This window comes from Streptomyces phaeofaciens (genome assembly GCF_014648915.1).
GTDB lineage: Bacteria > Actinomycetota > Actinomycetes > Streptomycetales > Streptomycetaceae > Streptomyces > Streptomyces phaeofaciens.
This window is the reverse complement of record NZ_BMSA01000014.1, coordinates 140,033-153,978: the sequence shown is the minus strand read 5'-3', so window position 1 is coordinate 153,978 and position 13,946 is coordinate 140,033. Positions and strand designations below refer to the sequence as shown.

The 13,946-nt window shown below is 71.7% G+C and carries 10 protein-coding genes; 8 read left to right on the top strand and 2 right to left on the bottom strand.

What is annotated here, in order from left to right; translation table 11 throughout:
* Nucleotide 1: 1 nt before the first annotated feature.
* The gene (locus IE275_RS23650) at nucleotides 2–682 is read right to left on the bottom strand and encodes a GDSL-type esterase/lipase family protein (protein ID WP_189713377.1); all 681 of its coding nucleotides are present in this window, start codon (nucleotides 680–682) and stop codon (nucleotides 2–4) included.
* Between the two features lie 111 nt (nucleotides 683–793).
* Here IE275_RS23650 and IE275_RS23645 point away from each other — a divergent pair, with 111 nt between their 5' ends.
* The 4 genes from IE275_RS23645 to IE275_RS23630 all read left to right on the top strand — a co-directional run bounded on the left by IE275_RS23645 (nucleotide 794) and on the right by IE275_RS23630 (nucleotide 6,019).
* Nucleotides 794–1,801 (top strand): TolB-like translocation protein, encoded by a 1,008-nt coding sequence (locus tag IE275_RS23645; protein WP_189713376.1) that lies wholly within the window; start codon nucleotides 794–796, stop codon nucleotides 1,799–1,801.
* 214 nt (nucleotides 1,802–2,015) lie between these two features.
* Nucleotides 2,016–2,549 carry a hypothetical protein gene (locus IE275_RS23640; protein WP_189713375.1) on the top strand — a complete coding sequence of 178 codons (534 nt, stop codon included), beginning with the start codon at nucleotides 2,016–2,018 and terminating at the stop codon, nucleotides 2,547–2,549.
* Between the two features lie 164 nt (nucleotides 2,550–2,713).
* Entirely contained in the window at nucleotides 2,714–4,219 is a 1,506-nt protein-coding gene (locus IE275_RS23635; protein WP_189713374.1) for a cellulase family glycosylhydrolase, read from the top strand.
* Between the two features lie 201 nt (nucleotides 4,220–4,420).
* Nucleotides 4,421–6,019 (top strand): alpha/beta hydrolase, encoded by a 1,599-nt coding sequence (locus tag IE275_RS23630; RefSeq protein WP_189713373.1) that lies wholly within the window; start codon nucleotides 4,421–4,423, stop codon nucleotides 6,017–6,019.
* Between the two features lie 76 nt (nucleotides 6,020–6,095).
* Here the strand turns inward: IE275_RS23630 and serC are convergent, their stop codons facing one another.
* On the bottom strand, nucleotides 6,096–7,214 hold the full coding sequence (gene serC / locus IE275_RS23625) for a phosphoserine transaminase (protein WP_189713372.1): 1,119 nt from the start codon (nucleotides 7,212–7,214) through the stop codon (nucleotides 6,096–6,098).
* Between the two features lie 142 nt (nucleotides 7,215–7,356).
* Here serC and IE275_RS23620 point away from each other — a divergent pair, with 142 nt between their 5' ends.
* The 4 genes from IE275_RS23620 to IE275_RS23610 all read left to right on the top strand — a co-directional run bounded on the left by IE275_RS23620 (nucleotide 7,357) and on the right by IE275_RS23610 (nucleotide 13,888).
* Nucleotides 7,357–10,227, top strand: a complete 2,871-nt coding sequence (locus IE275_RS23620) for an FAD-binding and (Fe-S)-binding domain-containing protein (RefSeq protein ID WP_189713371.1) — start codon at nucleotides 7,357–7,359, stop codon at nucleotides 10,225–10,227.
* 97 nt (nucleotides 10,228–10,324) lie between these two features.
* Nucleotides 10,325–11,449 (top strand): lipid II:glycine glycyltransferase FemX, encoded by a 1,125-nt coding sequence (locus IE275_RS23615; protein WP_189713370.1) that lies wholly within the window; start codon nucleotides 10,325–10,327, stop codon nucleotides 11,447–11,449.
* A 126-nt stretch (nucleotides 11,450–11,575) separates the two neighbouring features.
* Complete coding sequence (locus IE275_RS46835) at nucleotides 11,576–11,704, top strand: hypothetical protein (RefSeq protein ID WP_268255285.1); 129 nt, start codon at nucleotides 11,576–11,578, stop codon at nucleotides 11,702–11,704.
* Between the two features lie 72 nt (nucleotides 11,705–11,776).
* A complete protein-coding gene (locus IE275_RS23610) occupies nucleotides 11,777–13,888 on the top strand; it encodes an ABC transporter ATP-binding protein (RefSeq protein ID WP_189713369.1) in 2,112 nt (703 codons plus the stop codon).
* The last annotated feature ends 58 nt before the right edge of the window (nucleotides 13,889–13,946 follow it).

The following is a 13,946-nucleotide window of genomic DNA, read 5'->3' as shown; positions in this document are numbered from 1 at the left end:
GTCACGCGGTGACCTCGTACTCCCCGCCCACCCCCCACGCCTGGTGCATGGCCTTCGCGAACGCCTCCGCCAGTTTGTGTTCGCCGACGGCGTTCGGGTGGGTGCCGTCGTAGGTGTCGGTGTGGATGTCCCAGGTCTCCGGGACCGAGGCCAGGAGGATCGAGGACGTGGGGTCGTCGAGGTCGGCCGCCGTCTTCGCCAGGAGTTCGTTGAAGGTGGTGACCTGGGCGCCGAAGGGGGCGTCGTCCGCGGCGCGGACGTTCCAGATCACCGGGAGCCAGACCATGCGGACGTGGGGGTTCGCGGCGCGGGCCTCGGCCGTGAACGCCCGTACGTTCTCCGCCGTCTGCTCCGCGTTCGTGTAGAAGCCCAGGTCGATCAGGCCCAGGGAGACCAGCAGCACGTCCGCCTGCGACGCCCGTACCGCCTCGCCGATCAGGGGGGCCATGTGCAGCCAGCCCTCGCCCCAGCCGGCCAGGTGGGCGCGCGGGAAGGCGGGCTCGGCGTACGCGTACGACGTGGGGGCGTCCGCCGCCTTGTCGTGGAGCGTCTCGCGGGGGCCGACCAGGGTGAACGGGCCGCCGTGCGTCGCGCACAGGTGGCGCCACATGCGGTACCGCCAGGTGTGCTCGCCCGCGCTGCCGATCGTCATCGAGTCGCCCACCGGCATGAACCTAAGCATCCGCTCATGATGAAGGATCTCCGGACGGCCACAGCAGCCCCAGGGCGTGTGAGGCTGGCCACGACCGCTCGCCGCGGCCGGAACGGGCGGGCGGGATGGCAGGCTTGGGGCATGCGACGACCCTTCGCCGGCCGTGCCGGAGCCCTCCTCGCCGGAGCCCTCCTCGTGAGTGCGTTCGCCGTGCCCGCGTCCGCCGCCGCCGACGACGGTGACGGCGACAAGGGGTTCACCATCGAGGACCCGCGCATCACCGAGTCCAGCGGTCTCGCCGCCTCCCGTCAGCACCCCGGCATCTACTGGACCCACAACGACAGCGACGACGGGCCGTACCTCTACGCCGTCGACAGCGCGACCGGCAAGACCGTCGCCCGGCTCACCCTCACCGGCATCGGCACCCCGCGTGACGTCGAGGCCGTCTCCATCGGCCCCGACAACCAGATCTACGTCGGCGACATCGGCGACAACCTCGGCGGCACCTGGCCGTACGTGTGGATCTACCGGCTGCCCGAGCCCAAGACGCTCGCCGACGCGACGGTCCGCGCCACGCAGTACATCGTCAAGTACTCCGACGGGGCCCGGGACGCCGAATCGCTGCTCGTGCATCCCAAGACCGGGCGGGTCTACATCATCGACAAGAACGAGGACGGCGGGCACCTCTACGAGGGGCCGGCCACCCTCTCCGCCTCCGGCTCGAACATCTTCAAGCCGGTCGCCCCCATCGAGCTGTGGGCCACCGACGCCGCCTTCTCCCCGGACGGCACCCGGCTCGCCGTCCGCGGCTACTTCGGCGGCATCTCCTACGACTGGAACGACGGCGCCGTCACACGCGAGGGCCGGCTCGACGTGCCCCTCCAGCGGCAGGGGGAGTCCGTCAGCTACTCCGCGGACGGCAGCAAGCTCATGTACGGCAGTGAGGGGTCCGGCAGCTCGGTGGTGGCGGAGGACGCGCCCGGGGCGTCCGACGCCGCCAAGTCGCCCTCGGGAGGCGGTGGTTCGGGCGACTCCGCGAGCGGCGACAGCGGCTCCTCGGCGGGCGGCAACGTCAAGCTGGGCGCCCTGGCCGCCGCCGCCGTCCTCGCCGCCCTGTTCGGCGTGCGGCGGCTGCGGCGCCGGGGCTGAGCCCTGTTCGGCCTCTTCCGCCGCACCTCTCAGTGGCACCGGCGGTGTGGAGGTTCCACGTGCTCGGCCGGTGAGGTCAGGCGGGGCGGACGGGCCGTCACCCGTCCGCCCCGCCCCGCGCGACAGCGGCCCGCCCGCCCGGCAGGCTGACGTTGTCTCGCGGGACGGGGGCGGCTCGGACACGCGGTCCCGCTCCTCACCGATGGGAGACCCGATGCGCGGTCATGCCATACGCGCCGCCCGCAAGCTCACCCTGCTCCTCGCCACCCTGGCACTGACCTTCCCGGTGGCCCTCGCCACCGCCCAGCCGGCCCAGGCCGCCGCGTTCGTGCACTGGCGCTCCGCCCGGCTGCCGCTGAACGGTCAGATCACGGGCGCCTCGGAGCAGATCGCCATCACCGGCACGATCGATGTCACCGTCGTCACCAGGGCGAACCCGGGCGGTGGCGGCACGGCACGGATCATCAGCTCCCTGGGCCGCACCACGGGCGTCGGCGCCACCACCGGTGCCAGGTATCTCTTCGTCGGCGCCGATGTCGACGTGGTCTCCTGGCCGCCGGACCCGGTCACGCCGCTGGTCGTCCGCCCGACCTTCCTCCAGATCAGCCCCTTCTTCCCGCCCAACCCGATCGTCCCGCCGCACCCGATCGACTTCGTGAGCGTCGGCGCACTGGTCACCTCGGACGGGGAGATCAACGACATCTTCGCGACGATCAACCTCATCGAGAATCCCGACAATCCCTCCTGACCCGTCGTCCGGCAGCGGGGGCGCCCTTCCGACGGGTGCCGCCGCTGCCGCCGCTCCGCGCTTCTTGACGTGGCCATGGTGTGTCAGTTTCCTGGGGGGTGCGCGGCGTATGGGAGCGCTCCCATGTTCCGGACCCGCGCCGCCCCCCGAGAGGAAGCAACGCCATGTTCCGCAACCTCCGCAGAGCGCTGTGCGCCGCCGTCGCGGCCCTCCTGCTCCCCCTGGCGGCAGGCGCGCAGACCGCCCACGCGGCCGAGGCCGGCGCCGGCTACTGGCACACCAGCGGCCGTCAGATCCTCGACGCCGCCGGGCAGCCGGTCCGCGTCGCCGGGATCAACTGGTTCGGCTTCGAGACCGGCAACTACGTCGTCCACGGCCTCTGGTCCCGTGACTACAAGAGCATGATCGACCAGATGAAGTCGCTGGGCTACAACACGATCCGCATCCCGTACAGCGACGACATCTTCAAGAGCTCGACCGTCCCCAACAGCATCGACTTCAGCGGCGGCAAGAACGCCGACCTGCAAGGGCTGAGCTCGCTGGGCGTACTGGACAAGATCGTCTCGTACGCCGGTCAGGACGGCCTGAAGGTCATCCTCGACCGGCACCGTCCGGACGCGGGCGGCCAGTCCGCGCTCTGGTACACCTCGGCCGTCCCCGAGTCGACGTGGATCGCCAACCTCAAGGCGCTGGCGGCCCGTTACCAGGGCCAGGACACCGTCGTCGGCATCGACCTGCACAACGAGCCGCACGACCCCGCCTGCTGGGGCTGCGGCGACACCGCGACCGACTGGCGGCTGGCCGCCCAGCGCGCCGGGAACGCCGTCCTGTCCGTCAACCCGAACCTGCTGATCTTCGTCGAGGGCGTGCAGACCTTCAACGGCGTCTCCGGCTGGTGGGGCGGCAACCTGATGGGGGTCGCGCAGTACCCGGTGCAGCTGAACGTGGCGAACCGCGTCGTCTACTCGGCCCACGACTACGCCACCAGCGTCGCCCAGCAGAGCTGGTTCAGCGACCCGTCCTTCCCCGCCAACATGCCGGGGATCTGGGACAAGTACTGGGGCTACATCTTCAAGCAGAACATCGCGCCCGTGTGGGTGGGCGAGTTCGGTACGACGCTCGCGTCGACCGTCGACCAGAAGTGGCTGGCGGCCCTGGTGAGCTACCTCCGCCCGACCTCGACGTACGGCGCCGACTCCTTCCACTGGACCTTCTGGTCCTGGAACCCCAACTCCGGTGACACGGGCGGGATCCTGAAGGACGACTGGCAGACCGTGGACACGGTGAAGGACGGGTACCTGACGAGCGTCAAGGCGCCGGGCTTCCCGGGCACCGGAGGCGGTGGCGGAGGGGGCGGCGGCGGTTCCTCCGCGACCTGCTCCGCCGCCTACACCGTCAGCAGCGACTGGGGCGGCGGCTTCAACGCCGAGGTGAAGGTCACCAACACCGGCACGACGGCGATCTCGTCCTGGAAGGTCACCTGGACCTGGAGCGGCTCGCAGCAGGTGACGAGCATGTGGAACGCGTCGTACACCCAGGCCGGGGGGACGGTGACGGCGACGAACGCCTCCCACAACGGGGCGATCGCGGCGGGCGGTTCGGCGAGCTTCGGGTTCGGGGGCGCGCCGGGGGGCGGGGGTGTGCCGACGGTGACGTGCGCGGCGGCGTGAGAGGTGAGGGCGCCCGGTGGTGGTCACCGGGCGCCCGCCGGCGGTTCGGTGGCTTTCCCGGGCCTGTGAGGCGCCTTTGGATCAAATGAGTTCCAAATCTTCTGTGGAAGACCTTCATGAGGCCGTACTTCTTGGGGAGGATCCCGCCGGGACCGTGAACTTTCCGGTCCTGTCGAACCCCCCATGCTGTGAAGGAACTTCATGAGAAGAAGCACAGTCGTGCTGTGCGGCGCGACCGTCGTGCTGGCCGGATCGCTCACGGCCGTCCCGGCCGGGGCCGCCACGCCGCAGTCCGCGCAGGCAGCCCAGGCGGCGAAGGTCACCTGGAAGAAGTGCGCCACGGACGAGTACCCGACGCTCCAGTGCGCGTCGGTGAAGGTGCCGCTCGACTACGCCAAGCCGCAGGGCCGGAAGATAACCCTGGCCCTGTCGCGCGTCCCGCACACCGCGCGGAAGTACCAGGGGCCGCTGCTGGTCAACCCCGGTGGCCCCGGCGGCAGCGGTCTGAGCCTCGCCGGGTTCGTCGCGTCCTCGCTGCCCAAGGCGGTCGCGTCCCAGTACGACGTCATCGGCTTCGACCCGCGCGGCGTGGGCAAGAGCAAGCCCGCCCTGGACTGCAAGCCGGGCCACTTCAACCCGGTCCGCCCGGACTCCGTGCCGAGCACCTCCGCGATCGAGAAGGCGAACCTCGCGCGCGCCAAGTCCTTCGCCAAGGCCTGCGGTACGAAGTACGCCGACGTCCTTCCGTACATCAACACGGTCAACGCCGTGAAGGACATGGACCAGATCCGCAAGGCGCTCGGCGCCAAGAAGATCAACTACTTCGGCTACTCGTACGGCACCTACCTGGGCCAGGTCTACGCCAAGCTCTTCCCGACCCGGGTGCGCCGCCTGGTGCTGGACTCGATCGTCGACCCCGACGGGGTCTGGTACGACGCCAACATCACCCAGGACTACGCCTTCGACGCCCGGCACAAGGCGCTGATGGCATGGATCGCCAAGTACGACAGCACCTACAAGCTCGGCACCGACCCGGCCGCGATCGAGGCCAAGTGGTACGCGATGCGGGCGGAACTCGCCAAGAAGCCGGCCGGCGGCAAGGTGGGCGCCTCCGAGCTGGAGGACACCTTCATCCCCGGCGGGTACTACAACGGCTACTGGCCCTCCCTCGCCTCGGCGTTCGCGGCGTACGTGAACGACAAGAAGTCCGCCCCGCTGGTCGAGGCGTACGAGAACTTCGCGGCCGTCGACGCCTCCGGCGACAACGGCTACAGCGTCTACACCGCCGTGCAGTGCCGTGACGTCTCCTGGCCGCGCGACTGGAACCAGTGGCGCAAGGACAACTGGGCGGTGTACGGCAAGGCCCCGTTCATGGCCTGGAACAACGCCTGGTACAACGCGCCGTGCGCGTACTGGCCCACCAAGACGCTGAAGCCGGTGAACGTCGCCAACAGCAAGCTCCCGCCGGTGCTGCTGTTCCAGGCGACCGACGACGCGGCCACCCCGTACCAGGGCGGCGTCACCGTCAACCGTCTGCTGAAGCACTCCAGCCTGGTGGTCGAGCAGGGCGGCGGCAACCACGGCATCACGCTGAGCGGTAACGCCTGCCTGGACAAGTACCTGGCCAAGTACCTCACCGACGGCACGGTCCCGCACGGCAGCGGCGTGGCCGACGCCGTCTGCAAGAAGACCGCCGACCCCAAGCCGGCGGCCACCGCGCAGTCCGCCCTGACGGCGGGCCGGCAGTCCGGCACGGCCTCCGCCGACACCCTGCACGGGCTGGTCGGTTTCCGCGGCTGACAAGCGACGAGCAGCAGGAACGCGTGAAGGGCGCCCGGTGTTCACCGGGCGCCCTTCACCTGTGCGGCGGAAGCCGTTACAGCTTCTCGATCACGTAGTCGATGCACTTCGTCAGCGCCTCGACGTCCGCCGGGTCGATCGCCGGGAACATCGCGACGCGCAGCTGGTTGCGGCCGAGCTTGCGGTAGGGCTCGGTGTCGACGATGCCGTTGGCGCGCAGGACCTTGGCGATCGCGGCGGCGTCGATCTCGTCCGCGAAGTCGATCGTGCCGATGACCTGGGAGCGCTTGGCCGGGTCCGTGACGAACGGGGTGGCGTGCTTCGACTCCTCGGCCCAGGTGTACAGGCGGGTGGAGGAGTCCTTCGTGCGGCCGGCGGAGAAGGACAGGCCGCCCTGGCCGTTGATCCACTTCAGCTGCTCGTTGAGCAGGAAGAGCGTGGCCAGCGCCGGGGTGTTGTACGTCTGGTTCTTGCGGGAGTTGTCGATCGCCGTCGGGAGCGAGAAGAACTCCGGGATGTGGCGGCCGGACGCGTGGATCCGCTCGGCGCGCTCGATCGCGGCCGGGGAGAACACGCCGATCCACAGGCCGCCGTCGGAGGCGAAGGACTTCTGCGGGGCGAAGTAGTAGACGTCCGTCTCGGCGATGTCGACCGGGAGGCCGCCCGCGCCGGAGGTGGCGTCCACCAGGACCAGGGACCCGGCGTCCGCGCCCGCGACCCGCTTCAGCGGGGCGGCGACACCGGTCGAGGTCTCGTTGTGGGTGAAGGCGTAGACGTCGACGCCCGCCTCGGCCGCCGCCTCGGGGTGGGTGCCCGGGTCGGAGGAGATGACGGTGGGCTCGGCCAGCCAGGGGGCGAGCTTGGCGGCCTTCGCGAACTTCGAGCTGAACTCGCCGAACGTGAGGTGCTGCGACTTGTTCTCGATCAGGCCGTGCGTCGCGACGTCCCAGAACGCGGTGGAGCCGCCGTTGCCGAGGACGACCTCGTAGCCCTCGGGGAGGGAGAACAGCTCGGAGATGCCCTCACGCACCTGGCCGACCAGGTTCTTGACCGGGGCCTGGCGGTGGGACGTGCCCAGAAGAGATGTGCCGGTCGCGGCCAGCGCGTCCAGCGCTTCCGTCCGCACCTTGGAGGGGCCCGCGCCGAAACGTCCGTCGGCGGGCTTGATGTCAGCGGGAATCTGGATCTCAGCCACGAGGCGGAGGGTATCCCTTCGGGGAAACGGTGCGGAAACGTGTCCGTTCGATGAGACGAGATCTCCGGCCTTTGGACCTGTGGGGATCTACGAGACGACCCGGGCGATCGTCACTGTCGGTGACGGGGTGCATGCTGGAACCATGACGGATCTCGAGGCCGATCTGCGCAGGGCCGTCCGGGGTGAGGTCGGCTTCGACGTCACCTCCCGGGCGCTCGTCACCATGGACGCGTCCAACTACCGCCGGGTCCCCCTGGGCGTCGTCGCGCCCCGGGACGCCGACGACGTGGCGGCGGTCCTGGAGGTGTGCCGGGAGCACGCGGTACCGGTCGTCGCGCGCGGCGGGGGCACCTCGATCGCGGGGCAGGCGACCGGGGTGGGCGTGGTGCTGGACTTCACCCGCCACATGAACCGGCTGGTCGCGCTGGACCCCGGGGCGCGTACGGCGGTCGTGCAGCCGGGGCTCGTCCTCGACCGGCTCCAGGAGGCCGCCGCCCCGCACGAGCTGCGCTTCGGCCCCGACCCGTCCACGCACAGCCGCTGCACGCTCGGCGGGATGATCGGCAACAACTCGTGCGGCTCCCACTCGGTGGCGTGGGGGACGACCGCCGACAGCGTGCGCGTGCTGGACGTCGTCACCGCGCGCGGTGAGCGGCTGCGGCTCGGGCAGGGGTGGGCGGGGGCGCCGGACGGGCTGCGGGCGCTGGTGGAGGGGGACCTGGCGCGGCTGCGGACCGGTTTCCCCGAGCTGCCCCGCCGGATCTCCGGGTACGCGCTGGACGCGCTGCTGCCCGAGCGGGGCGCCGACGTCGCCCGTTCCTTCTGCGGCTCGGAGGGCACGCTGGGCGTGCTCACGGAGGCGGTCGTCGGCCTCGTCGAGGCGCCACGCGCACGTGCCCTCGCGGTACTGGGGTACGCCGACGAGTCCGCCGCGGCGGAGGCGGCCGCCGGGCTGCTGCCGCTCGGCCCGCTGACGGTGGAGGGCATGGCGGCCGACCTGGTGCCGTCCACGGCGGGGCTGCCGAGGGGCGGGGCCTGGCTGTTCGTGGAGACCGGCGGGGAGTCGCCGGCCGAGGCACGCGCGCGTGCGCAGGCGATCGTGCGGGCGGCGGACGTCGTCGACTCCCTGGTGGTGACCGAGGAGGCCGGGCAGCGCGCCCTGTGGCGGATCCGGGAGGACGCGAGCGGTACGGCGACCCGGGCGGACGGCTTCGAGGCCTGGCCCGGCTGGGAGGACTGCGCGGTCCCGCCGGCCCGACTCGGCGCCTATCTTCGCGACTTCCGGGGGCTGCTCCGCCGGCACGGGCTGCGCGGGACGCCGTACGGGCACTTCGGGGACGGCTGTATCCACGTCCGGATCGATTTCGACCTGCTGACCCCGGCGGGCGTCGGCAGGTTCCGCGGCTTCTCCGAGGAAGTCGCCGACCTGGTGGTGGCGCACGGCGGCTCGCTGTCCGGGGAGCACGGCGACGGGCAGGCCCGCGCCGAACTGCTGCCGCGGATGTACGGCGCCGGGATGGTGACGCTCTTCGAGCGCGCCAAGGCCCTCTGGGACCCCGACGACCTCCTGAACCCCGGCATGCTGGTCCGCCCCGCGCCCCTCGACGCGAACCTCCGCTTCGCCGTCCTGCCGCGCGAACCGGTGGACGTGGCCTTCGGCTACCCGTCCGACGGCGGGGACTTCTCCGCCGCGGTCCGCCGCTGCGTCGGCGTCGCCAAGTGCCGTACGACGACAGTGTCCGGCCCGGCGGTGATGTGCCCGTCGTTCCGTGTCACGGGCCGGGAGGAGCACTCCACGCGCGGGCGGGCCCGGCTGCTGCACGAGATGCTCGCCGGGGAGCTGGTCACCGACGGCTGGCGGTCGACGGAGGTACGGGACGCGCTGGACCTGTGCCTGTCCTGCAAGGGCTGCCGGTCCGACTGCCCGGTGGAGGTCGACATGGCCACCTACAAGGCGGAGTTCCTGCACCACCACTACGCCGGGCGCCGGCGGCCGGCCGCGCACTACAGCATGGGGTGGCTGCCGGTGTGGCTGCGCTGGGCGTCCCGTACCCGCGCGGTGCCGCTCCTCAACGCGCTCGCCGCCGTAAGGCCGTTCGCGCGGGTGGCGCGGGCGGTGGCCGGGATCGCGCCGGAGCGGGCGATCCCCCGGCTGGCGGGGGAGACGTTCAGCCGCTGGTGGCGGCGGCGAGGGTCCTCGGACGCGCCCGCCGGTGAGCTGGTCGTGCTGTGGCCCGACACCTTCACCGAGCATCTCTCGCCCGCCGTCGGCCGGGCCGCCGTCCGGGTCCTGGAGGCGGCCGGGCTGCGGGTGGCGCTGCCGCCGGTCCTGCGGATGCGCGGGCGCCCGGTCGGCGACGGCCGTTCGAGGTCCCCGGCCGCGCTGGCGGCCGCCCGCCGGGTCCGGGTCTGCTGCGGGCTGACCTATGTCTCCACCGGCCAGCTCGACCGGGCGCGCGCGGTGCTGCGGCGCACGCTGGACCTGATGGAGCCGGTGCTGGAGACGGCCGCGCCGGTCGTCGTCCTGGAGCCGAGCTGCGCCGCCGCCCTGCGCACCGATCTCCCCGAGCTGCTGCACGACGATCCGCGGGCCGCGCGCCTCGCCGCCCGGGTGCTGACGTTCGCGGAGGCGCTGGAGCGGCACGCGCCCGGCTGGCGGCCGCCGCGCGTGGACCGTCCGGCGGTCGGCCAGACCCACTGCCACCAGCACGCGGTCCTCGGCGACACGGCCGACCGCCGGCTGCGTACGGCCGCCGGGCTCACCGGGGAGCTGAGCGGAGGCTGCTGCGGCCTCGCGGGGGACTTCGGCTTCGCGAAGGGCCACTTCGAGGTGTCGGCGGCCTGCGCGGAGGAACGGCTGCTGCCGGCCGTACGGGACGCGCCGCCGGGCGCGGTGGTGCTGGCGGACGGCTTCTCCTGCCGGACACAGCTGGAACAGCTGGCGGGGGTGCGGGGACGACACCTGGCAGAAGTGCTCGCGGCGGCACTGGAGGGGGAGGCCATGAGGGAGTGAGGACACGCAGGCGTCGGCGGTGTTCGGCTGCCGGGGCGGGCGGAGCTGATTTCCTGGGCTGGTTCCGCCGCACCCGCCAGCCGAAGGAGCCCGGCGCATGAGCCTGCGTGTCCAGTCCCTCACCCGTGACGAGCACCTGGCGTTCGTCGCGGCCCGTCCCTCCGCCAGCCATATGCAGACCCCCGCCTGGGGTGAGGTGAAGCCGGACTGGCGGGCGGAGAGCGTGGGCTGGTTCGACGAGCGGGGCGTGCTCGCCGGGGCGGGTCTGGTGCTGCTGCGGCCGCTGCCGAAGCTGAGAAGGTACCTGGCCTATCTGCCCGAGGGCCCGCTCGTCGACTGGTCCGCGCCCGACCTGGTGGAGCGCTGGCTGAAGCCGATGCTCGCCCATCTCCGGGCGCGGGGCGCGTTCTCGGTGAAGATGGGCCCGCCCGTCGTCGTCCGCCGCTGGAGCGCCGACGCCGTCAAGGCGGCCGTCGCCGACCCGGACGCCCACCGGCTGCGCGACGCCGAGCCGACCTCGTACGCACCGGGCGCCGCCGAGGTCGCCGACCGGCTGCGCCGGGCCGGCTGGCGGCAGAGCGAGCCGGGCGGCGAGGACGGCTTCGCCGCGGGACAGCCCCGGTACGTCTTCCAGGTCCCGTTCGCCGGACGGTCGTTGGAGGAGATCCACGGCGGCCTCAACCAGCAGTGGCGGCGCAACATCAAGAAGGCGGAGAAGGCGGGCGTGAAGGTCGTCCGCGGCGGCCCGGAGGACCTGCCGGCCTTCTACACGCTCTACACCGAGACCGCCGCACGGGACCGGTTCATCCCCCGCCCGCTGTCCTACTTCGAGCGCATGTGGACCGCGCTGAACGCCGAACACCCCGACCGTATGCGGCTCTACCTCGCCCACCACGACGGCGACGTCCTCGCGGCGGCCACCATGCTGACGGTCGGCGAGCACGTCTGGTACTCCTACGGCGCCTCCACCGCCCGCCGGCGCGAGGTCCAGCCCAACAACGCGATGCAGTGGCGCATGATGTGCGACGCCCATGAACTCGGCGCCGCCGTCTACGACCTGCGCGGCATCACCGACACCCTGGAGGACGCCAACCACCTGCTCGGTCTGCTCCGCTTCAAGGTGGGCACCGGCGGGGAGGCCGTGGAATACCTGGGCGAGTGGGACTTTCCACTCAACAGGCCGCTGCACAAGGCGTTCGAGCTGTACATGGCGCGCCGATAGCTTTTCCCAGGGTATTCACAGTGCGGCTTTGCCTTTTCTTGCGCTGCGTCAGATGAGAAGCGTGTAAGTTTCTCGGCGTCGGGAATTCCTCGCACCACTTGTACAGCGCAATCCCAAGGAGTTGGAATGAGCTTCAAGAAGCTTGCCCCGCTGCCCCCCAAGCCCAAGTCGAAGCAGCTCCCGCCGCCGCCCGCGCCGAAGCCGAAGAAGAAGCACCAGCCGAAGCCGCTTCCGGTGCCCGGTCAGGACAGCTGAGCCGACGACCGAATAAAGGGGCCGATGGTGCACCGTCGGCCCCTTTGGTGCTGTAAAGAAGGGGTGCCGTAAATGAATGAGGAACTCGAATACGAAGATTCCGAATACGACACCCCGACCATTCCGGCCCGAATGGCATTCAGGCGTTTCTGGCCGCTGACCAGAGGGCTTCGGAAATGGCTGATGGCGGTCTGGGGATGCACGGTCCTCGCCGCGCTCGCCGAGACCGAGGCCATCCTGCTCTTCGCCGAACTCACCGATCACGCCCTGCGGCAGGGTTCGCTGAGCGCGTTCTGGTCGCCCGCCCTGAAGTGGCTGGGCGTGGCCGTGGCCGGCGGGCTCGTCGCCTACGCCGGCAACTCCCTGGCCGCCTGGGCCACCGAACGCTTCGTGATGCGGCTGCGTGAGCATGTCTTCGACCATGTGCAGCAGTTGCCGCCGCACTTCTTCCAACGCCACCGCCAGGGCGACCTGCTGTCCCGGCTGACCAGTGACGTCGACGCGATCGAGACCATGGTGGTGTCGGGCCTGGTCGGCGCCGCCTCCGCCGTCTTCTCCGCGCTCTTCTACGCGGCCGCCGCGTTCTGGCTGCGCTGGGACCTGGCCGCCGCCACCTTCGTCCTCGCGCCCCTCTTCTGGCTGGCCGCCCGCCGTTTCTCCGGTTCCATCAAGGACGTGTCGCGGGAGGGCCGGGCCGCCGACGGCGCGATCACCTCGGTCGTCGAGGAGTCCCTCGGCAACATCGTCCTCACCCAGGCCTACGACCGCCGCGACGCCGAACGCCGGCGGCTGCACGAGGAGGCGACCGCCTGGTTCCGCGCCTCCGTTCGCGCCACCCGCCTCAACGAGGCCTACGAACAGCTCGTGCAGGTCATCGAGACCGTCTGCGTCCTCGCGGTGATCGGCATCGGCGCCTGGGAGATCTCCACCGGCCGGATGACGCTCGGCCAGCTGCTCGCCTTCGCCGCGTTCCTCGGCTACCTCTACCCGCCGGTGCGCGGCCTGGCCCAGCTCGGGCTGACGATCACCGCGGCGACGGCGGGCGCGGAACGGCTGATCGAGATCCTCGACGTCCGGCCGTCGGTCACCGACCCCCGGCACGACCCCGGGACGGGCCGCCCGGACGGCACGGTCGAGGTCCGGGACGTCACCTTCGCCTACCCCGGCGCGGACCGCACGGCGCTGAGCGGGCTCTCCTTCGGCGTCACCCCCGGCGAGCTGGTGATCATCACCGGGCCGAGCGGCGCGGGCAAGTCCACCGTGTCGAAGCTGCTGCTGCGCTTCTACGACCCGGACGCCGGCGAGATCCTCCTGGACGGCGTCCCGCTGCGCGACTTCCCCCTCGCCCGGCTGCGCGCCTATGTGACGCTGCTGCCGCAGGAGACGCTCGTCCTGCACGACACCGTCCGCGCCAACATCGCCTGCGGCCGGCCCGGCGCCAGCGACCAGGCGATCGAGGCGGCGGCCCGGGCGGCCGACGCGCACGACTTCGTCACGGGCCTGCCCGACGGCTACGACACCCGGATCGACCCCGGCACGGCCCGGCTCTCCGGCGGCCAGCTCCAGCGCCTCGCCATCGCCCGCGCGATCCTGCGCGACGCGCCCGTCCTGGTCCTGGACGAGCCGACGACCGGCCTGGACGCGATGGCCGCCCGCCGGGTGGTGAAGCCGCTGCGCCGCCTGATGACCGGCCGCACCACCATCATGATCACCCACGATCTCAACCTCGCTCCCGACGCCGACCGCATCCTCGTCGTCGACGGCGGCCGGATCGTGGAGACGGGCCGCCACGACGAACTGCTCGCCCGCGGCGGCGCCTACGCCCGCCTCCACCGGTCCCAGAACAGCGCGGTGACGGACACCGGCGAACTGCGCCTGCCGCTGTTCGCGGAACAGCCGGCACCGGTGCCGGTGCCGGCACCGGTGGCGCACGGCGACGGCGCGGCGCACGGCGAGTGGCACCCGTACGGGTACCAGGCCCAGACCCCCGCACCGGCCTGGAACCAGCCGCCGCACGACCCGTACAACCCCTACGACCCCCACGCCTCCAACGGCCACCAGTACGGCTCCGAGGACCCCTACGACCCCTACGACCCGTACGACCCCTACCGGGCGGTCCCGACCGTGTTCGCCGACGGGCGGCCGCTGTTCCGGGACGAGGGGCACTGGGCGCCGGGCTGCTGATGTCTCACCGCCTGAGACAGCGGCATGAAGGGTTCACACTCCTGACGTAGTCCACTAC